This window comes from Streptomyces sp. NPDC090077, from assembly GCF_044747545.1.
Taxonomy (GTDB): domain Bacteria; phylum Actinomycetota; class Actinomycetes; order Streptomycetales; family Streptomycetaceae; genus Streptomyces.
On the sequence record NZ_JBIVEG010000022.1, the window covers coordinates 32,924 to 53,227 of the forward strand.

The window sequence follows — 20,304 nt, forward strand, 5'->3', positions numbered from 1 at the left end:
AGAAGGCCTGCACCCCTCGGGGTGCAGGCCTTCTTGCACGGCCGGCGCGGCTAGGAAGCCGCCCCCGGTCCCTTCGGCGGGTCGAGGAGGTCCGCCTTCGCCTGGAGCTCCTCCGCGATGTCGTCCCAGTCGGGGCCGAAGGCGAGGAGGTCGTCAGCCGCTTCCCGTAGCAGTGCCGCGTCGTCCGGGCGCTGCAGGCACGCGATCCGGTAGGCCAGGTTGCGTGCCCACGGAGGGAGGCCGATGAAGTTCTCGGCCTTCAGCGTGCGCAGCATCGAGAGGATCTCGTCCGGGCCCGCGTAGATGATCGTCTCCACGTACTCGAACTCGGCGAGTCCGAACTGCTCGGGGGTCACTCCCGGGTTGTCCTCGGGTGTGACGCCGTGCCCCAGTTTCAGCAGCTCCGTCAGGGTCGTTCGTTGTTCGCTCATCAGCCGGTCCGGTAGTAGGTCGAGATGGAGATGGCATCGTCGCCGAACTTGAAGATGTGTCCGGTGATCTCCATGCCATCGATGGTGACGATGATCTTCTGCAAACCCTGCATGCTGCCGCCCTTGCCCATGTGGGTCAGGGTTTCGAGGATAAGGGCCTTCTCGATGGTGTCTGGGTTTAGGTGAGTGGTGTTGAGGGCGGGGAAGGAAGGCGCGCCCTTGGGGGCCTTGTGGGCGCGGTTCATGGCGTGTCCGGTGCTGACCGTCCACTTCCAGCCGCCAGCGGTGATGGCACGCTTGATCAGGGTGGGGTCGATACCCACGGCGGTGATGGTGCGGAAGGCGCCGAAATCCACGTGCGCGCTGACTGTGGCGATCGGCTTCAGCCGGGCGAGGGTCTGGACAGCCGCGGCCGTTGCGCGGAAGTAGCCGCCGAGGCCAACCGCGATCTTGGTCACGGCTACCGCGACCTGGGGGATCTTCAGCACTGCGGCGCCGACGAGGACCACGTTCAGCGCCGTCCACAGGCAGCTCTCCACGTCCCACGAGGAGAAGCACTTCTTGGCTGCGGTCACACCCAGGACGTCGAGGAGGATCTGGCCGCCGTTCTCGACCACCCAGTCGATGACGTCCTTGTTGGCCGCTTCCAGAGCGGCCTTGTACTCGTCCACGCAGGCCTGGCCGCAGGCCTTGCGCAGCGCCTCCTCCTGGGTGAGGTTCAGGTCCGCGCCGCCGTAACCGGGACCGCCGTCGTTCTTGGAGGCGGCTATCTGCGCGGCGCGCTGTTCCTCCTCCCACTTGCGGTAGGCCTCTTCGGCCCGGTCCGCCGAGGCGTCGGCGTCCTTCGCGGACTGCTGGGCGTTGGCCGCGGCACCCTCTGCGGCCTTCGCGTCCGACTCGGCCTTGGTGGCCGCGCCGTTCGCGGCGTCCGAGTCCTTCTTGGCAGCGTTGGCGGAGGTACGGGCGTTGGCGGCGCTCTTCTCTGCCTCGGTGGCCTCGCTGTTGGCGGCGGCGGCCTCGCTGGCCGCGTCCCGTGAGGCGTTCCCGGCGAGGAGGACCTCGGCGCCGGCCTGGGAGTTGTACTCCGTCGCCTTGGTCTCCGCGGCCTTGGCGGCAGCCGCGGCCTTGGCCGCCGTGGCGGCGGAGGCACGAGCGGCGGCGACCGACTTCAGCGCCGCGGCGGTGTCCGCTGCGGCGGCGGCCGAGGCCTGGGCGGCGAGCTTGGCGTCACCGGAGGCCTTGTCGGCCAGTGCCTTGGCGGCGGCCGCGGCCTTGGTCGCCTCCTCGGACTTCGCGGTGGCCGCCGCCGCCTGCTGCTCGGCGAGCGACTTGGCGGACTGCCCCACCAGGACCGCGAAGGCGGCGGCGGAGTCGGACTCCCGGTACGGGGTACCGGCCGCGATGGCGGTGTTGGCCGGCTTGACGGCCTCCGCGGCCGAGTCACGGGCGGCCGTGGCCGCCTGGGCGGTCGCGTAGGCGTGTCCGGCGGTGACCGCGGACCAGGCCGAGGTCTTCTCGGCCTCGTCCTGGGCCGCGGCCGCCTCCTTCTTGGCCCGGACCGAGGCGGCCTGGGCCTTCTTGGCCTCCGCCTCCGCCTTCACGGCGTTCGCGTTGGCGGCGTCCGAGGCGTCGATGGCCTCGGCGGCAGCCGCGTGGGCTGTCTGGGCGGCCGCGTAGCTCGTCCACCACTGCGAGTTCGCGTTCTCGTACGCGGCCTGCGAGCGGGCGGCGGCGCCCTCGGCCCGGGTGGCGGCGGCACGGGCCTCGACCGCGACGGAGCCCGCCTCGTCGGCGGCCGTGCGGGCACGGTCCGCCGCGCCCTTCGCGGTGTTGGCCGCGGTGCGGGCCTCCGTCGCGGCCTTGCGGCTGTCCGCGGCGGCGGCGGTGCCCTCGGCGGCGGCCGCGGCCGACTCCAGGGCGGAGGCGCGGGCGTCCTTGGCCCGCATGTCGCGCTCCGCCTGAGCGGCCGCGTCACGGGCGATGGCCGCCCGCTGCTCGGCGCCTTCGGCGGCGTCCAGCTTGTCCGCGGCGGTCGAGCCGGCGGACTCGGCGGCGGTACGGGCCTTGCCCGCCGCCTCGCGCTCGGTGGCGGCGCGCTTCTCCGCCGCCAGCGCCTTGTTCCGCTCCGCCGTGGCCCTGGCGTGCTCGGCCTTGGCGACGTCACGTTCCTGCTCGGCCTTGATCCGCTCGGCCTTCGCCGTGTCGGCCGCCTTGCGGGCGGTCTCCTGGGCGGCCTCGGCCGTGGTCTGGGCGGCCTTCGCCTTGGTGGCGTTGTCGGCGGCTTCCTTGGCCTGGGCGGCGGCCGACGCGGCGGCGGCCTTCGCCTGGGCGGCGGCTTCCTGCGCGGCGACCCGGCGGAACTCGGTGTTCAGGGCGTGCGACTGGGTCTGCGCCAGGGCGTAGAGGGTCTTGCTGTCCGCGACGGTCGCCTTGGCGGCGTTCGAGGCCGTCTCGGTGGCCTTCGCCGCGGCCTGGGCGGCGGCGGCCGAGGCCTTCGCGACCTGGACGGACTGCTGCGCGAAGAGCAGGCCCCGGCCGCGCGGCGCCTTGGCCGCGTCGGCGAGCGCCCACGCCGCGTCCTGCGCGGTGTCGGCCTTCTCGGACGCCGTCTTGGCGGACGCGGCGGAGGCCGCCGCCTTCTTCGCCTGCTCGGCGGCCTTGGTGCGCGCCGTCGCCAGGTCCTTGGTGGCCTGGGTGAACACGGACGCGGCCGGACGGCTCGACGCCGGCTGGCCGGCCCAGTACTTCTGCCAGGTCAGGATCTGGTCGGCGAGCCACGCCTGGCCCAGCGCCTCGATCATGGCCTCGGTGGACTCGCGCACCTCGGCCGCGGCCGCGACCTCGGCGTTGACGATCTCGGCACGCGGCTTGGCCTGGGAGGCGTACTCCTTCTCCCACTCCATGTGCGCGGTGACGACGATCGGGGACATGACGCGGTAGAAGTCGAGCGGGTTGCGGCTGTCACACGCGCCCCAGGCGACCTTCAGCGCCTCGACCTCCAGGCGGAACTCGGCCGAGTCCTCGGCGGGGGTCTTGGCCAGGTAGCCGCCGAGCCGCAGGTAGCGCGCGATGTCGCTCGCGGTCGGCATGCGGTAGTTGGCGCTCGCCGCGTCCTTGAGCATGCCGTTGGTGACGAAGTCGTGGTTCTCGTCCTTGCCCTTGAGCTCGGCGGCGAGCGCCTTGGCCTTGTCGAGGGCGGTCTTCGAGGGCACGGCGTGGGCGTCGGAGCCCAGCTGGTTGTACAGGTCCCGCTGGGGGCCCAGGGTGAAGGCGACGACGTCCTTGTCGAACTTGGGCGCGTACTGGTCGATGCCCGCGCCCGTGCCGGACTTCCAGTACGGGTAGTTCGCCTTCTCCCAGCGCTCCCGCCGCTCGGCCGAGGCCACCGGGGAGCCCTCGTACGAGTCGCGGTCCTTGATCCGGGCCTGGTCCAGCGGGTACATGCCCGTGGCCAGGTCGGTGGCGGTGGACAGGTCGGCGGCGGGACCGGTGAGGGCCTTGGCCGCCGTCTTCTTCATCTCCGGCCCGCCGATGTGCAGCGCGAAGCCGGCCGCGCAGCGGTCGAGGCGGGCCTGCTCGCCGAGGCTGATCGGGCGGTAGGGCGGGTCGGTGTCCGGGGGGACCTCGACGGCGCCCGCGGGGGCGGCCTGGATGAGGCCGACGAGGACCGCGGAGGCGGTGAGCAGGGCGGTGCCTGCCAGGCCGCGCCGCACGGCGTCGCGGGATGCGCGGCTCCTGCCCCGCAGGAGGGTGGTTCTTTGCACGTGCTTGTTGCCTGTCTTCAGGGGTTCTGGTCAGCCCGAAGGAAGGCGCGCGTACGTACGGCCGGGCCGCCGCCGCGGCATGCGGCAGTGGTCCGGTGGAGCAGAGCTGGTCGATTCCCCCTGTGTGCACGGGTCAGGTGCACAACCCCGTTCGCCTTCCCCCAAGGCGCTTCGAGCGTTTCACGATCGAGTTACCGCCGGTAGTGCGATTTCGGCCACACCCGCTGGGTTTCGGCCGAAACTACTGGCCAGTAGCCACAGGCAACGGAAACCGGACGCGGAAAACACCGAGGGCGGCACCCCGGATCGGATTCCGGGGTGCCGCCCTCGGTCTCTGTGCGGCAGAGTCAGGCGCTCAGGCCGTCAGGCCTTCGGGCTTCAGGCGGGGGTGCCGCCGCCCAGGTGGTGGACGCGGACCATGTTGGTCGTGCCCGGGACGCCGGGGGGCGAGCCGGCCGTGATGATCATGGTGTCGCCGGCGTTGAAGCGCTGGAGCTTCAGCACCTCGGCGTCGACCAGGTCCACCATCGCGTCCGTGCTGTCGGCGTGCGGGACGATGGCCGACTCGACGCCCCAGCTCAGGGTGAGCTGGTTGCGGGTGTTCACGTCCGTGGTGAAGGCGAGGATCGGCTGCGTGGCGCGGTAGCGCGACAGGCGGCGGGCGGTGTCGCCGGACTGGGTGAAGGCGACCAGGGCCTTGCCGTCCAGGAAGTCCGCGATCTCGCAGGCCGCGCGGGCGACGGAGCCGCCCTGGGTGCGCGGCTTCTTGCCCTGGACCAGCGGCTGGAGGCCCTTGGAGAGGAGCTCCTCCTCGGCCGCCGTGACGATCTTCGACATCGTCTTGACGGTCTCGATCGGGTAGGCGCCCACCGAGGACTCGGCGGACAGCATGACCGCGTCGGCGCCGTCGAGGATGGCGTTGGCGACGTCGGACGCCTCCGCGCGGGTCGGGCGGGAGTTGGTGATCATCGACTCCATCATCTGGGTCGCGACGATCACCGGCTTGGCGTTGCGGCGGCACATCTCGATGAGCCGCTTCTGGACCATCGGGACCTTTTCGAGCGGGTACTCGACGGCCAGGTCGCCGCGGGCCACCATGACCGCGTCGAAGGCCGCGACGACGGCCTCCATGTTCTCGACGGCCTGCGGCTTCTCCACCTTGGCGATGACGGGGACCCGGCGGCCCTCCTCGTCCATCACGCGGTGGACGTCCTTGACGTCGTTGGCGTCGCGGACGAAGGACAGGGCGACCATGTCGCAGCCCATGCGGAGGGCGAAGCGCAGGTCGTCGATGTCCTTCTCCGACAGGGCGGGGACGTTCACGGCCGCACCGGGCAGGTTGATGCCCTTGTGGTCGGAGATGACACCGCCCTCGATGACGATGGTCTTGACCCGCGGGCCGTCGACCTCGGTCACCCGGAGCTCGACGTTGCCGTCGTTGATCAGGACCTGGTCACCCTTGGCGACGTCGCCCGGGAGGCCCTTGTAGGTGGTGCCGCAGATGGACTTGTCGCCCGGGACGTCCTCGGTGGTGATGGTGAACTCGTCACCGCGCACCAGCTCGACGGGACCCTCGGCGAAGGTTTCGAGACGGATCTTGGGGCCCTGGAGGTCGGCGAGGACGCCGACGGCGCGCCCGGTGTCCTCGGAGACCTTCCGGACGCGGTCGTACCGCTCCTGGTGTTCTGCCTGGGACCCGTGGCTGAAGTTGAATCGGGCCACGTTCATACCTGCCTCGATGAGCGCTTTCAGCTGCTCATACGAGTCGACGGCGGGGCCCAGCGTGCAGACGATTTTGGAACGGCGCATGACCGGATCCTATCCGTTTGTTTCGTAGCGGAATATTCCGTCTGGCGGAAAGTCCAAGTGACTACTGGGTAACCAGCGCGTACGCCTGGGAGGCGATCTCCAGCTCCTCATCGGTGGGGACCACGGCCACCGCCACCCGCGCGTAGTCCGGGGAGATCAGCCGGGGCTCCGGGGAGCGCGCGGCGTTCGCCTCCAGGTCGAGGGCGAGGCCGAGCTCCTCCAGGCCGGCGATCGCGGCCTCCCGCACGGCGGAGGCGTTCTCGCCGACGCCCGCGGTGAAGACGACCGCGTCCACCCGTCCCAGGACGGCCGTGTAAGCGCCGATGTACTTCTTCAGCCGGTGGACGTACGCCGCCAGCGCGAGCCGGGCCGCTTCGTCGCCCTCGCCCGCGCGCCGCGTCACCTCGCGCATGTCGTTGTCGCCGCACAGACCCAGCAGACCGCTCTTCTTGTTGAGCAGCGAGTCGATCTCGTCGACGGAGAGCCCGCCCACCCGGGCCAGGTGGAAGATCACCGCCGGGTCCAGGTCGCCGGAGCGGGTCCCCATGACCAGGCCCTCCAGCGGGGTCAGCCCCATGGAGGTCTCCACGCAGACCCCGCCGCGCACCGCCGAGGCGGAGGCGCCGTTGCCCAGGTGGAGCACGATCACGTTCACGTCCTCGACCGGCTTGCCCAGCAGCGCGGCCGTCGCCCGGGAGACGTAGGCGTGGGAGGTGCCGTGGAAGCCGTACCGCCGGATGGCGTACTTGTCGGCGGTCGCCGCGTCGATCGCGTACCGCGCCACGTGCTCCGGCATCGTCGAGTGGAAGGCGGTGTCGAACACGGCCACCTGCGGCAGGTCCCCGCGCAGCTCGCGCGCCACCTCGATGCCGGTCACGTTCGCGGGGTTGTGCAGCGGGGCGAGCGGGATCAGGCTGCGGATCTCCGCGAGCACCTCGTCGTCGATGACCGTCGGCTGCGTGAACCGCGTCCCGCCGTGCACCACCCGGTGGCCCACGGCCGCCAGCTCGGGGGAGTCCAGGCCGAGGCCGTCGGCCGCCAGCTCCGCCGCGACCGCCCGCAGGGCGGCCCCGTGGTCGGCGATCGGGCCGACCCGCTCGCGCCTGCCGCCCGCGGCGCCGGCCCCGGTGAGCGGCTCGTGCACCAGGCGGGAGGTCTCCTCGCCGATGCGCTCCACCAGGCCGGCGGCGAGTCGGGCGCGGTCGGCCATGTCGAGCAGCTGGTACTTCACGGACGAGGAGCCGGAGTTGAGGACGAGTACGCGCGTTGCGGTCACGGTGGGGGGTCTTTCCTTCGGGTGCGGTGGGGGGATCACTGGGCCTGGGGCCGGGGCTGCGACTGCGCCTGGATCGCGGTGATCGCCACGGTGGTGACGATGTCCTGGACGAGGGCGCCGCGCGAGAGGTCGTTGACCGGCTTGCGCAGGCCCTGGAGCACCGGGCCGACCGCGACGGCGCCGGCCGAACGCTGCACCGCCTTGTACGTGTTGTTGCCCGTGTTCAGGTCCGGGAAGATCAGCACGCTGGCCCGGCCGGCCACCTCGGAGCCGGGCAGCTTGGTCGCGGCGACCGAGGGCTCCACGGCGGCGTCGTACTGGATCGGGCCCTCGATGAGCAGGTCGGGGCGCTGCTCGCGGACGGCCTCGGTGGCCTTGCGGACCTTCTCCACATCCGCGCCGGAGCCCGAGGTGCCCGTCGAGTACGAGAGCATCGCGATCCGCGGGTCGACGCCGAAGGCGGCGGCGGTGGCCGCCGACTGCACGGCGATGTCGGCGAGCTGGGCGGCGTCGGGGTCCGGGTTGACGGCGCAGTCGCCGTAGACGAGGACCTGGTCGGCCAGGCACATGAAGAAGACCGAGGAGACGATGGAGGCCTCGGGCTTGGTCTTGATGATCTCGAAGGCGGGGCGGATGGTGGCGGCCGTGGAGTGCACCGAGCCGGAGACCATGCCGTCGGCCAGGCCCTCCTGGACCATCAGGGTGCCGAAGTAGTTGACGTCGGTGACCACGTCGTGGGCCAGCTCGACGGTCATGCCCTTGTGCGCGCGGGCCTTGGCGTAGTACTCGGCGAATCGTTCCCGCAGGGGGGAGGTCGCCGGGTCGATCAGCTGTGCGCCCGAGATGTCCACGCCCAGGTCGCCGGCCTTCTTCAGGATGGCCTGCTCCTCGCCCAGCAGGGTCAGGTCGCACACCCCCCGGCGCAGCACCACGTCCGCGGCGCGCAGCACCCGCTCCTCGGTGCCCTCGGGCAGCACCACGCGGCGCCGCTCGGAGCGGGCCCGCTCCAGCAGCTCGTGCTCGAACATCATCGGGGTGACGCGCTCGGAGCGGGCCACCGACAGCAGCCCGCGCAGCTCGGCGGTGTCCACGTGCCGCTCGAAGAGGCCGAGCGCGGTCTCCAGCTTGCGCGGGGTCGCGGAGTTCAACCGGCTCTGCAGCGAGAAGAGTTCGGCGGCGGTCGGGAAGCTGTTGCCGGCGACCGAGACCACCGGGGTGCCGGGGGCGAGCTTCGAGGCCAGCGTCAGGACGTCCGCGGACGGGCGCTCGTTCAGGGTCAGCAGCACGCCCGCGATCGGCGGGGTGCCGGAGGCGTGGGCTGCGAGCGCGCCCACCACCAGGTCGGCCCGGTCCCCGGGGGTGACGACGAGGCAGCCGGGGGTCAGCGCGTTCAGGAAGTTGGGCAGCATGGCGCCGCCGAAGACGAAGTCCACGGCGTCGCGGGCGAGCCCGGCGTCGTCGCCGAGCAGCACCTCGCCGCCGAGCGCCCGGGTGATCTGGGCGACGGTCGGGGCGGACAGGTTCTTGTCGTCGGGCAGGACGTAGCAGGGCACGGGGAGGCGGGCGGCGAGCCGCTCGGCTATGAGGTCGCGGTCCTCGGGGGCCACCCGGTTGACGACCATCGCCACGACGTGGCAGCCCAGGCTCTCGTAGGCCCGGTGCGCGTTGCGGGCCTCGGCGCGCACGGCCTCGGCGGGGTGCTTGGTGCCGCCGACGACGGGGACGACGACCGCGCCCAGCTCGTTGGCGAGGCGGGCGTTGAGCGCGAGCTCGTCGGGCAGGTTGGTGTCGGCGTAGTCGGTGCCGAGGACCAGCATGACCTCGTAGTCCCGGGCCGCCCGGTGGTAGCGGTCGACCAGCCGGGAGACCAGCTCGTCGGTGCCCTTCTCGGCGAGGATGGCGGAGGCCTCGTGGTACTCCATGCCGTAGGCCGTCGCGGCGTCCTGGTCGAGCCGGTAGCGGGCCCGCAGCAGGTCGAAGAGCCGGTCCGGCCCGTCGTGCAGCAGGGGGCGGTACACGCCGACCCGGCCGGTCTGCCGGGTCAGGAGCTCCATGATCCCCAGTTCGACGACCTGCCGGCCGTCTCCCCGCTCGATACCGGTCACGTACACGCTGCGCGTCACGCGGGCTCTCCGTCCCCTGCAGTGGATCTCTTATTGATGTGCCTCGACCCCTTGACAATACCTCCGTCGGTGGATAGGGCACCCCCGGGAAAAGGTCCGGGCCGGAGGGACGAAAGGCCTGGTGGGTGGAGCAGTGCCGAGCGCGCACCCCTCTCGGAACGTGGAACAATCGGACAGGCGTCATCAAATACGCCCTTACGTCCTTCATATGTACGGCAGGAGACACAGCACGATGCGTATCGGAGTTCTCACCGCAGGCGGCGACTGCCCGGGCCTGAACGCTGTCATCCGGTCGGTCGTACACCGTGCCCTGGTCGGACACGGGGACGAGGTCATCGGCTTCGAGGACGGGTTCAAGGGCCTCCTCGACGGCCACTACCGCCCCCTCGACATCAACGCCGTCAGCGGCATCCTGGCCCGCGGCGGCACGATCCTCGGCTCGGCGCGCATGGAGCGCGCGCGGCTGCACGAGGCCGCCGAGAACGCCCGCGAACTGGCGCTGCGCTACGGCATCGACGCGCTGATCCCGATCGGCGGCGAGGGCACCCTGACGGCCGCCCGGATGCTGGCCGACGCGGGGATGCCGGTGGTCGGCGTACCGAAGACCATCGACAACGACATCTCCTCCACCGACCGGACCTTCGGCTTCGACACCGCCGTCACCGTCGCCACCGAGGCCATCGACCGCCTCAAGACCACCGCCGAGTCCCACCAGCGCGTGATGGTCGTCGAGGTCATGGGCCGTCACGCGGGCTGGATCGCCCTGGAGTCCGGCATGGCCGGCGGCGCCCACGGAATCTGCCTGCCCGAGCGCCCCTTCGAGGTGGACGCCCTGGTGAAGATGGTGGAGGAGCGGTTCGCCCGCGGGAAGAAGTTCGCCGTCGTCTGCGTCGCCGAGGGCGCGCACCCGGCGGCCGGCTCCATGCCGTACGAGAAGGGCGCCATCGACCAGTACGGCCACGAGCGCTTCGCCGGCATCGGCAACCGGCTGGCCATCGAGCTGGAGCACCGCCTCGGCAAGGAGGCCCGCCCGGTCATCCTCGGTCACGTGCAGCGCGGCGGCGTACCCACCGCCTACGACCGCGTCCTCGCGACCCGCTTCGGCTGGCACGCCGTCGAGGCCGTGCACCGCGGCGAGTTCGGCAGGATGACCGCGCTGCGCGGCACCGACATCGTGATGGCCCCGCTGGCCGAGGCCGTCACCGAGCTCAAGACCGTTCCGGAGCACCGGATGTACGAGGCCGAGTCGGTCTTCTGACCGGGCGAACGGCCTGGTGAACGTCCGGGCGAACGGCCCCTCCCGCCGGGACCTGCGTCCCGATCTCCCCGCCGAGCGGCCCCGGCGCGCCTCCCCCGGGAAGCGCCCGGGGCCGCCGCGCACCCGGTGCACCGCCCCGGATCAGGCGCCCCCGGCCAGGGCCCAGAACCGGTCCGTGATCTCCGCGAGGAACTCCCGCCCCGCGTCGCCGGTGCCGGCCGCGCCCTCGGCGCCGCCCCAGCCGAGGGTGGCCACCATCCGCGACTGGTAGTCGTTGTAGAGGAGCTCCAGCACCCGCTCCAGGTGGGCCTTCGGCACCGGGAGCAGCTTGCCCAGCGGTTTCACGTAGGCCTGCCAGCGGGTGGTGGCCGCGCTGCGCAGCAGGCCGGCGAGCTCCTCGTGCTTGCCGGTCGCCGTCACGAACTGGGCCAGGGTCAGGCCGAGCACCGAGGCGAGGGCGGCGGACTGGCGCTCGTTGCCCTTCCAGCGCCCGCTCTCCTCCATCTTCCGGTACGCGTTCGCCTCGACCCCGACCCGGCGGGCCAGGTCCTCGGGGTCCAGGCCCCGGGCGATGCGGTGTTCCCGCAGGGTGACGGGCTCGGCCAGCAGCTCCCCGGGGGAACACCAGAGCACGCCGGCCAGGGCCGTGAGCTCGGCGGAGGTGGGGGACTGCTCGCCCCGCTCCCACGCCATCACGGTCTCGGGTGCGACGAGCAGTCCGTACTGGGCCCGCAGGCCGTAGGCGACATGACCGGGAGCCATGCCCAGGGCCGCGCGGATGCGGCGCGCGGCGGGGGCATTGAAAGGTGGGCTGGAGTGCACAGGGCACACCGTAGAAGTGGCTAACCTTCGCCGACTACAGACTATTCAAACAAGCCCATAACTCGTAGGAAAGTCCTATGGAGTTCATGGCTTTGTGCGGTTTTCCCGGCGACTGTCCGGTAATCGGGTCATGGAAAGATCCATTCGGGGAAGTGGGGCCAGCGTACGGATTCGGCCACTCCATTTCAGGTGACCCGCGAAGCCCGCGGAGTGATCCCGCTCACAGTCCGTGAACCGGCCGCGCCCGCCGTCCGTGATCCATGGCGGGGGCCCTCGCATACGGGGGTGGTGAGGGCCCCCCGACCCCTCCGCGGAAACCCGCCCTTCCCTTGACGCCGACGTCAAGGAATACGGTCGGACCATGCGCATCGGCGAACTGGCGAAGCGGGCCGGGACCAGCACCCGGACGCTCAGGTACTACGAGTCACGCGGACTGCTCGCGGCCCGGCGGACGGGCAACGGCTACCGCGACTACGACGAGGACGACCTGCGCCTGCTGCTCCAGATCCGGACCCTCCAGGACTTCGGCTTCGAACTGGAGGAGACCCGGCCGTTCGTCGAATGCCTGCGCGCCGGCCACCCCGCCGGGGACTCCTGCCCGGCCTCGCTCGCGGTGTACCGCCGCAAGCTCGCCGAGCTGGACGGCCTCATCGGCCGGCTGGCCGAGGTCCGCGACCAGGTCGCGCACCAGCTGGCGGCGGCCGAGGAGGCCGCCGGGGAAGCCGTGCCGCGCTGCGAGATGACCGGCTGACGAGAGGGGAACCGAAATGATCCGTGCCCAGGGCGTGGCGGAAGTGACCGACGCCGACTTCGAGGCGCAGGTGCTGGCCGAGCGGGGCCGGCCCGTCCTGGTGGAGTTCACCGCGGACTGGTGCGGCCCCTGCCGCCAGCTCGCCCCGGTGCTCTCCGCCGTCGCCGCCGAACGGGACGGCCTGCTCAAGGTCGTCCAGATCGACGCGGACGCCAACCCCGCCACCGTCACCCGCTACGGGGTGCTGTCCATGCCGACCCTGATCCTCTTCCACGACGGCGAGCCCGTCCGGCAGATCGTCGGGGCCCGGCCCAAGCGCCGGCTGCTCCAGGAGCTCGACGAGGTCCTCGTCACGGCCTGAGCCAGACCGTCGCCATCGGCGGCAGCGTCATCCGCAGGCTCGCCGCACGCCCCTGGGCCGGCACCGGCTCGGGGCGCAGCGGCCGGCCGTGGTGGACGCCGCTGCCGCCGTACTCCTCCCGGTCGGTGTTGAGGACCTCCCGCCACAGCGGCACCTCCTCCGGCACCCCGATCCGGTAGCCGTGCCGGACCACGGGGGAGAAGTTCGACACGCACAGCAGCTGCGAGCCGTCCTGCGCGTACCGCAGGAACGCGAACACGTTGTCCTCGGCGGCGTCCGCCTCCACCCAGGCGAAGCCCTCCGGCACCGCGTCCCGCTCCCACAGCGCGGGGGCCGCCGTGTACGCGCGGTTCAGGTCGCGCACCAGGTCGCGCACCCCCCGGTGGTCGCCGGCCGCCGGATAGGAGGAGTCCAGCAGCCACCAGTCCGGTCCGTACGTCTCCGACCACTCCGAGCCCTGCGCGAACTCCTGCCCCATGAACAGCAGCTGCTTGCCCGGGTGGGCCCACATGAAGCCCAGGTACGCGCGGTGCGTGGCCCGCTGCTGCCACCAGTCGCCCGGCATCTTCGACACCAGCGAGCGCTTGCCGTGCACCACCTCGTCGTGCGAGATCGGCAGCACGTAGTTCTCGCTGAACGCGTACACCATCCCGAAGGTCATGTCGTGGTGGTGGTACTTGCGGTGCACGGGCTCCTTCGACACGTACCGCAGCGTGTCGTGCATCCAGCCCATGTTCCACTTCAGGCCGAAGCCCAGCCCGCCCGAGTCCGTCGGCCGCGTGACCCCGTCCCAGGCCGTCGACTCCTCCGCGATCGTCACCACCCCCGGGCAGCGCCGGTAGACCACCGCGTTCATCTCCTGGAGCAGGGCCACCGCGTCCAGGTCCTCCCGGCCGCCGTGCTCGTTCGGCGCCCACTGGCCCTCGCCGCGCGAGTAGTCCAGGTAGAGCATCGAGGCCACCGCGTCCACCCGCAGCCCGTCCACGTGGAACTCCTGGCACCAGTACACCGCGTTGGCGACCAGGAAGTTGCGGACCTCCTTGCGCCCGTAGTCGAACTCCAGCGTCCCCCAGTCCGGGTGCGCGGCCCGGCGCGGGTCCTGGTGCTCGTACAGCGGCCGCCCGTCGAACTCGGCCAGGGCCCAGTCGTCGCGCGGGAAGTGCGCGGGCACCCAGTCGACGATCACCCCGATCCCGGCCCGGTGCAGCGCGTCGACGAGCAGCCGGAAGTCGTCCGGGGTGCCCATCCGCGAGGTCGGTGCGTAGAAGCCGGTGACCTGGTAGCCCCAGGAGCCGCCGAAGGGGTGCTCGGCGACCGGCATGAACTCCACGTGGGTGAAGCCCAGCTCCTTCACGTACGCCGGCAGCTGCTCCGCCAGCTGCCGGTACGTGAGCCCCGGCCGCCAGGACGCCAGGTGCAGCTCGTACACCGACAGCGGCGCCTGGTGCGGCGCTCTGGCACCGCGCGTGGCCATCCACTCCGCGTCCTGCCACACGTACCGCGAGGCCGTGACCACCGAGGCGTTCGCCGGCGGGACCTCCGCGTACTGCGCCATCGGGTCGGCGCGCAGGGTGTGGCTGCCGTCCGGCCGGGTGATGTCGTACTTGTACAGGGCGCCCTCGCCGACCCCGGGCAGGAACAGCTCCCACACCCCGCTCGATCCGAGCGAGCGCATCGGGTACGCCACCGAGTCCCAGTACGAGAAGTCCCCGGTGACCCGCACCCCCTGCGCGTTCGGTGCCCACACCGTGAAGCGGGTGCCGGCCACGCCCCGGTGCTCCATCGGCCGGGCGCCCAGCGCCGTCCACAGCTCCTCGTGCCGGCCCTCGCCGATCAGGTGCAGGTCCAGCTCCCCGAGGGCGGGCAGGAACCGGTACGGGTCGTGGACCTCGACCTCGTCGCTCTCGTACGTCACCAGCAGCCGGTAGTCCGGCACCCCGGTCAGCGGCAGCAGCCCGGAGAACAGCCCGTCCCCGTCGTCGAAGAGCTCGGCCCGCAGCCCCTTGGCCACGATGGTGACGGCCTTGGCGTGCGGGCGCAGCACCCGGAAGGCCACCCCGCCCCGCTGCGCACGGGCGCCCAGCACCGCGTGGGGGTCGTGGTGGCGGCCCTCCAGCAGCCGGGCCCGTTCCTCCGCGTCCAGCGCGGGCGCCGGCCGGACCCCGTGGGGCGGGGCGGCGCGGCGGGCCCGGGGTGCGCGGGGCCGCTTCGCGGGCTCGGGTACGGCTGCGGCTTCCTCGCGGACGGTCGGTGACGGCTGTCGTGCGGCGCTCACGCGAGCGGCCTCCTCGGGGGCTTCGGGTGGGGGGTGGGGGCGGTGCCGGGAGCCGGCGGGGGCATGCGGTGTGCGGGCCGCTGGGGTTCCGACAGCCGGCGGATCGCCGCCATCGGGACGTGCAGCCAGTCGGGGCGGTGCCGGGACTCGTACCGGGCCTCGTACACCGCCTTGTCGGTCTCGTACGCGCGCAGCAGCACCGGGTCCTCGCGCGGGTCGCGCCCGGTGGTGCGGGCGTAGCCCTCGCAGAACGCGGTCCGGCAGGCGTCCGCCCAGGCGGGGGCGAAGGGCCGGTGCGAGCGGGCGGCGTAGTCGAAGGAGCGCAGTATCCCGGCGATGTCGCGGACCGCCGGCTCGGGGCGGCGCCGGTCGGCGAGCGGCCGGGCCGGCTCCCCCTCGAAGTCGATCAGGGCCCAGCTGCCGTCGGCGGTGCGCAGGGTCTGGCCCAGGTGCAGGTCCCCGTGGATGCGCTGGGCGGGGACCCCGGCGCCCCGGGAGGCGGCCAGCGCGTCGAAGGCGCCCCGCAGCCCGGCCTCGTACGGCCGGAGCGCGGGCACCTCGCGGCAGGTGGCGGCGAGCCGGGCGGTCATCCCGGCGGCGAGCCGGGCGGTCTGCTCGGGGCCGAGGGCGAGGGTGGGCAGCGCCGTCGCGAGGGCGCTGTGCACCTCGGCGGTGGCCCGGCCCAGGGCGTGCGCCTCGGCGGTGAAGTCGGCCCCGGCCCCGAGTCTGCGCAGGGCCAGCTGCCAGCCGTCGTCGGAGCCGCGCAGGTAGGGCTGGAGCACGCCCAGGGTCAACGGTTCTCCACCGGCCAGCTCGGCCTCGTACCAGGCGACCGGGGCGGGCACCCGGGCGCAGCCGGCGGCGGCCAGGGCCCTGGGCAGCTCCAGGTCGGGGTTGACCCCGGGGCCGACCCGGCGGAACACCTTGAGGATGTACGCGTCCCCGTAGATCAGGGAGGAGTTGGTCTGCTCCCCGGACAGGGGCCGGGGCAGCAGCCCGGCCTGGACCGGTGTGTCCGGGTCCCGGTCGAAGCGGAGCGGGCCCAGCGTCCCGGGGGAGCGCAGCCGTTCCAGCAGCAGCGAGGCGAGCCGGGGGTCGCCCAGCGCCTCGTACACGGCCCGGCCGGCGTACGGGCCGCTCTCGGCGTGCCCGATCAGGGCGGGCGCGAGGGCGGGCGGGAGCGGGGACGGGCGGATGCCCAGCAGGAGTTGGTAGCAGTCCCCGTCCACGTCGAGCAGCAGGTGCAGCAGGCCGGGGGAGGACCCCGGCGGCAGCAGTTCGGCCGCCGAGACGGCCTCGATCCGGCCGATCCGGCGCCCCTTGCCGGCGAACCAGCGCTGTGCGGGCAGCCACTCCCGCAGCATCGGCTCCAGCGCGGCGGTCCCCGCGGTCCCGGCGGATCCCGGTCCCGGTACCCCGGCGGGATCGGGTCCTCCGGCGGTCCCGCCGGCCCGGGCGGGCGTCAGCCGGCTCCGGGCGGATGCAGCCTCCGACATGGCGTCGCGTCCTTTCCCCGGGCCGTCACAGAATGCGCAGAGTGTCCCGGATGCGCGGCAGTTGCTTCTCCGGTATGTGCGTGTGTCGGGTCAGGATGATCCGTACAGGGGCGGGCCGTTGACCCAAAGGAGTGCCCGCCCCGTAGCGGGTCCGTCAGTCGGCGCGCTGGTCGCTGCGGAGCCGGAACCAGTAGAAGCCGTGTCCCGCCAGGGTCAGCAGGTACGGCCACTCGCCGATCGGCGGGAAGCGCACGTCACCCGTGAGCTCCACCGGGACCCGCCCGTTGAACGACCTCAGGTCCAGTTCGGTGGGCTGCGCGAAGCGGGAGAAGTTGTGCACGCACAGCACCAGGTCGTCCCCGAACTCGCGCAGGAACGCGAGCACCGCCGGGTTGGACGAGGGCAGTTCGGTGTACGAGCCGAGGCCGAAGGCCGGGTTGGCCTTGCGGATCTCGATCAGCCTGCGGGTCCAGTGCAGCAGTGAGGAGGGCGACGCCATGGCCGCCTCGACATTGGTGACCTGGTACCCGTGGACCGGGTCCATGATGACCGGCAGGTTCAGCCTGCCCGGATCGCAGGAGGAGAAACCGGCGTTGCGGTCCGGGGTCCACTGCATGGGGGTCCGCACGCCGTCGCGGTCGCCGAGCCAGATGTTGTCGCCCATGCCGATCTCGTCGCCGTAGTACAGCACCGGCGAGCCGGGCAGCGACAGCAGCAGGGCGGTGAACAGCTCCATCTGCTTGCGGTCGTTGTCCAGGAGCGGGGCGAGCCGGCGCCGGATGCCGATGTTGGCCCGCATCCGCGGGTCCTTGGCGTACTCGGCGTACATGTAGTCGCGCTCTTCGTCCGTGACCATTTCGAGGGTGAGCTCGTCGTGGTTGCGCAGGAAGATGCCCCACTGGCAGCCGTCCGGGATCGCCGGGGTCTTGGCCAGGATCTCGGAGACGGGGTAGCGCGACTCTCTTCGCACCGCCATGAAGATGCGCGGCATGACGGGGAAGTGGAACGCCATGTGGCACTCGTCCCCGCCCTTGGCGAAGTCGCCGAAGTAGTCGACGACGTCCTCGGGCCACTGGTTGGCCTCGGCGAGCAGCACGGTGTCCGGGTAGTGCGCGTCGATCTCGGCGCGCACCCGCTTCAGGAGCTGGTGGGTGCGGGGCAGGTTCTCGCAGTTGGTGCCCTCCTCGGCGTAGAGGTAGGGCACGGCGTCGAGGCGGAAGCCGTCGATGCCGAGGTCGAGCCAGAAGCGCAGCGCCGAGACGATCTCCTCCACCACGGCCGGGTTCTCGTAGTTGAGGTCCGGCTGGTGGGAGAAGAAGCGGTGCCAGTAGTACTGCTTGCGGACGGGGTCGTACGTCCAGTTCGAGGTCTCGGTGTCGATGAAGATGATGCGGGCGTCCTGGTACTGCTTGTCGTTGTCGGCCCACATGTAGTAGTCCCCGTACGGCCCGTCGGGGTCCTTGCGCGATTGCTGGAACCACTCGTGCTGGTCGCTGGTGTGGTTCATGACGAAGTCGATGATCACCCGCATGCCGCGGGTGTGCGCGGCGTCGACGAACTCCACGAAGTCGGCGAGGTCGCCGAACTCGGGCAGCACGGAGGTGTAGTCGGCGACGTCGTAGCCGCCGTCGCGCAGCGGCGAGGCGAAGAACGGCGGGAGCCAGAGGCAGTCGACGCCGAGCCACTGGAGGTAGTCCAGCTTGGCGGTGAGCCCCTTGAGGTCACCGACGCCGTCGCCGTTGCTGTCGTGGAAGGAGCGGACCAGGACCTCGTAGAAGACCGCCCGCTTGAACCAGTCGGGGTCGCGGTCCTTGGCGGGGGTGTCTTCGAAGGTGTCGTGGACGGGATCGTTGATCATCATGTGGTGGGTGACCCTCCGGTGGGCGGGGACGGTCGCAGGGCGGCCAGGACGTGCGCGGGAGTACGGCCCGGTTCCAGGCGCACGTAGTTCGCCCTGCCCCAGTGGTAGGTCTCGCCGGTGAGCTCGTCGCGCACCGCGAGGGACCCGTGCCAGTCGAGGCCGAGTACCGGCATGTCCAACGAGACCGTCGCCTCCTGGGTGTGGTGCGGATCGAGGTTGACGACCACCAGTACGGAATTGCCACCTGAGTGCTTCGAATAGGCGATCACCTGTTCGTTGTCGGTCGGGTGGAAGTGGATGTCGCGCAGCTGCTGGAGGGCGGGGTTGCGCCGGCGCAGCCGGTTCAGCGAGGTGATCAGCGGGGCGATCGAGGTGCCGTCCCGGTCGGCGGCGGCCCAGTCGCGCGGGCGCAGCTCGTACTTCTCGGAGTTCAGGTACTCCTCGCTGCCCTCCCGGACCGGGGTGTTCTCGCAGAGCTCGTAGCCCGCGTAGAGGCCCCAGGTGGGGGAGAGGGTGGCGGCGAGGACCGCCCGGACCTCGAAGGCGGGCCGGCCGCCCTTCTGGAGGTACTCGTGGAGGATGTCGGGCGTGTTGACGAAGAAGTTCGGCCGCATCACGGAGGCCGAGCGGTCGCCGGACAGCTCCGTCAGGTACTCGGTCAGCTCGGCCTTGGTGTTGCGCCAGGTGAAGTAGGTGTACGACTGCTGGAAGCCGACCGAGGCCAGCGTGCGCATCATCGCGGGCCGGGTGAAGGCCTCCGCCAGGAAGATGACGTCGGGGTCGGACTTGTTGATCTCCGCGATCACCTTCTGCCAGAAGACGACGGGCTTGGTGTGCGGGTTGTCGACCCGGAAGATCCGGACGCCGTGCTCCATCCAGTGCCGCAGGATCCGGACCGTCTCCTCGACGATGCCGGCCATGTCCGCGTCGAAGTGGACCGGGAAGATGTCCTGGTACTTCTTCGGCGGGTTCTCGGCGTACGCGATCGTCCCGTCGGCGCGGTGGCGGAACCACTCCGGGTGCTTGTCCACCCAGGGGTGGTCGGGGGAGCACTGGAGGGCGAAGTCGAGGGCGATCTCCATCCGGAGGTCGCGGGCGCGCGCCACGAAGAAGTCGAAGTCCTCCAGGGTGCCGAGCTCGGGGTGGACCGCGTCGTGGCCGCCCTCCGGGGAGCCGATGGCCCACGGCACGCCGGGATCCCAACTCCCCGCCGAGAGAGTGTTGTTGGGGCCCTTGCGGTAGGTCGAGCCGATCGGGTGGACCGGCGGCAGGTAGACGACGTCGAAGCCCATCGCGGCGATCGCCGGCAGCCGTTCGGCGGCGGTGCGGAAGGTGCCGCTCACCGGGGCCTCGCCCGGCTCCACCACCGCTCCCTCGGAGCGGGGGAACATCTCGTACCAGGAGCCGAAGAGGGCCCGCTTGCGTTCGACGATCAGCGGCAGCGGCTTGGCCGCCGTGACCAGCTCCCGGTACGGGCGCCGGGCGAGCGCCGCGTCCACCGCGGGCGCGAGCGCGGCCTCGTACCGCTGCGCGGCCGGCCGGTCCTCGTCGCGCATCGTGTCGGCCGCGGCCAGTACGGCCTCGCGGCCGTCCCGCTTGGGGATCTTCGCGGCGGCGCGCTCGTAGAGCTCGGCGCCTTCGAGGAGGGTCAGCCCGGTGTCGAGGCCGGCCGGGACCTTGATCGCGGCGTGGGCCCGCCAGGTGGCGACCGGGTCGCTCCACGCCTCGACGGTGTAGGTCCACCTCCCCTCGACCTCGGCGGAGACCCGGGCTCCCCACCGGTCGGTGCCGGGGGCGAGCTCCCGCAACGGCACCGGCGGGCGCAGCCGCCCGCTCGGGTCGCGCAGGACGACGTGGGCGGCGACGGCGTCGTGGCCCTCTCGGAATACGGTGGCGGAGATCTCGAAGACCTCGTCCACGACCGCCTTGGCGGGTCTGGCGCCGCAGTCGACGGCGGGGCGGACGTCCAGCACGGGAATGCGACCGATCATGATGGGATCACCTGGGGGCAGTTCGCAGGGCTCGGTGACGGGCCGGCCGGGAAGTCGGCCGGTAGTGCACGCTCTGTTCGCTCTGT

The 20,304-nt window shown here is 72.0% G+C and carries 13 protein-coding genes; 3 read left to right on the plus strand and 10 right to left on the minus strand.

Annotated elements, in window-relative coordinates; translation table 11 throughout:
- Positions 1-50: 50 nt before the first annotated feature.
- From ACIPW5_RS29050 to pta, 5 genes are all read right to left on the minus strand, one after another.
- Entirely contained in the window at positions 51-431 is a 381-nt protein-coding gene (locus tag ACIPW5_RS29050) for a hypothetical protein (RefSeq protein ID WP_401250960.1), read from the minus strand.
- Positions 431-4,195, minus strand: a complete 3,765-nt coding sequence (locus ACIPW5_RS29055; protein WP_401250963.1) for a hypothetical protein — start codon at positions 4,193-4,195, stop codon at positions 431-433. Before ACIPW5_RS29055 ends, ACIPW5_RS29050 begins: the two co-directional genes overlap by 1 nt.
- A 378-nt stretch (positions 4,196-4,573) precedes the next feature.
- A complete protein-coding gene (pyk, locus tag ACIPW5_RS29060) occupies positions 4,574-6,004 on the minus strand; it encodes a pyruvate kinase (RefSeq protein WP_401250966.1) in 1,431 nt (476 codons plus the stop codon).
- 61 nt (positions 6,005-6,065) lie between these two features.
- A complete protein-coding gene (locus ACIPW5_RS29065) occupies positions 6,066-7,280 on the minus strand; it encodes an acetate kinase (RefSeq protein WP_401250968.1) in 1,215 nt (404 codons plus the stop codon).
- 35 nt (positions 7,281-7,315) lie between these two features.
- Positions 7,316-9,403, minus strand: coding sequence for a phosphate acetyltransferase (pta, locus tag ACIPW5_RS29070; RefSeq protein WP_401250971.1), 2,088 nt, complete (start codon positions 9,401-9,403; stop codon positions 7,316-7,318).
- A 232-nt stretch (positions 9,404-9,635) separates the two neighbouring features.
- Here pta and ACIPW5_RS29075 point away from each other — a divergent pair, with 232 nt between their 5' ends.
- Positions 9,636-10,661 carry an ATP-dependent 6-phosphofructokinase gene (locus ACIPW5_RS29075; protein ID WP_401250974.1) on the plus strand — a complete coding sequence of 342 codons (1,026 nt, stop codon included), beginning with the start codon at positions 9,636-9,638 and terminating at the stop codon, positions 10,659-10,661.
- A gap of 141 nt (positions 10,662-10,802) precedes the next feature.
- Here ACIPW5_RS29075 and ACIPW5_RS29080 read toward each other — a convergent pair whose 3' ends face one another.
- Complete coding sequence (locus tag ACIPW5_RS29080) at positions 10,803-11,492, minus strand: helix-turn-helix domain-containing protein (RefSeq protein ID WP_401250977.1); 690 nt, start codon at positions 11,490-11,492, stop codon at positions 10,803-10,805.
- Between the two features lie 352 nt (positions 11,493-11,844).
- On the opposite strand from ACIPW5_RS29080, the gene ACIPW5_RS29085 reads away from it, so the two are divergent.
- Positions 11,845-12,234: a MerR family transcriptional regulator gene (locus ACIPW5_RS29085; protein WP_401250980.1), complete on the plus strand. Its 390-nt coding sequence runs from the start codon at positions 11,845-11,847 to the stop codon at positions 12,232-12,234.
- Between the two features lie 16 nt (positions 12,235-12,250).
- On the plus strand, positions 12,251-12,595 hold the full coding sequence (locus ACIPW5_RS29090) for a thioredoxin family protein (protein ID WP_401250983.1): 345 nt from the start codon (positions 12,251-12,253) through the stop codon (positions 12,593-12,595).
- Here the strand turns inward: ACIPW5_RS29090 and glgB are convergent.
- The 4 genes from glgB to ACIPW5_RS29110 all read right to left on the minus strand — a co-directional run bounded on the left by glgB (position 12,585) and on the right by ACIPW5_RS29110 (position 20,218).
- Positions 12,585-14,870, minus strand: a complete 2,286-nt coding sequence (gene glgB / locus ACIPW5_RS29095; RefSeq protein ID WP_401250986.1) for a 1,4-alpha-glucan branching enzyme — start codon at positions 14,868-14,870, stop codon at positions 12,585-12,587. The two genes, ACIPW5_RS29090 and glgB, sit on opposite strands and share 11 nt — an antisense overlap.
- On the minus strand, positions 14,867-16,366 hold the full coding sequence (locus tag ACIPW5_RS29100; RefSeq protein WP_401250988.1) for a phosphotransferase: 1,500 nt from the start codon (positions 16,364-16,366) through the stop codon (positions 14,867-14,869). Before ACIPW5_RS29100 ends, glgB begins: the two co-directional genes overlap by 4 nt.
- A gap of 154 nt (positions 16,367-16,520) precedes the next feature.
- Entirely contained in the window at positions 16,521-18,227 is a 1,707-nt protein-coding gene (gene treS, locus ACIPW5_RS29105; protein ID WP_401250991.1) for a maltose alpha-D-glucosyltransferase, read from the minus strand.
- Positions 18,224-20,218 carry an alpha-1,4-glucan--maltose-1-phosphate maltosyltransferase gene (locus ACIPW5_RS29110; RefSeq protein ID WP_401250994.1) on the minus strand — a complete coding sequence of 665 codons (1,995 nt, stop codon included), beginning with the start codon at positions 20,216-20,218 and terminating at the stop codon, positions 18,224-18,226. The genes treS and ACIPW5_RS29110 overlap by 4 nt, the downstream gene beginning before the upstream one ends.
- Between the last annotated feature and the right edge of the window lie 86 nt (positions 20,219-20,304).

What these genes read in the sequence shown, in the direction of transcription:
- ACIPW5_RS29050 (WP_401250960.1), bottom strand. Translation starts at nt 431, where the DNA reads ATGAGCGAACAACGAACGACCCTGACGGAGCTGCTGAAACTGGGGCAC.
- pyk (WP_401250966.1), bottom strand. Translation starts at nt 6,004, where the DNA reads ATGCGCCGTTCCAAAATCGTCTGCACGCTGGGCCCCGCCGTCGACTCG.
- ACIPW5_RS29075 (WP_401250974.1), top strand. Translation starts at nt 9,636, where the DNA reads ATGCGTATCGGAGTTCTCACCGCAGGCGGCGACTGCCCGGGCCTGAAC.
- ACIPW5_RS29085 (WP_401250980.1), top strand. Translation starts at nt 11,845, where the DNA reads ATGCGCATCGGCGAACTGGCGAAGCGGGCCGGGACCAGCACCCGGACG.
- ACIPW5_RS29090 (WP_401250983.1), top strand. Translation starts at nt 12,251, where the DNA reads ATGATCCGTGCCCAGGGCGTGGCGGAAGTGACCGACGCCGACTTCGAG.
- ACIPW5_RS29100 (WP_401250988.1), bottom strand. Translation starts at nt 16,366, where the DNA reads ATGTCGGAGGCTGCATCCGCCCGGAGCCGGCTGACGCCCGCCCGGGCC.
- treS (WP_401250991.1), bottom strand. Translation starts at nt 18,227, where the DNA reads ATGATGATCAACGATCCCGTCCACGACACCTTCGAAGACACCCCCGCC.
- ACIPW5_RS29110 (WP_401250994.1), bottom strand. Translation starts at nt 20,218, where the DNA reads ATGATCGGTCGCATTCCCGTGCTGGACGTCCGCCCCGCCGTCGACTGC.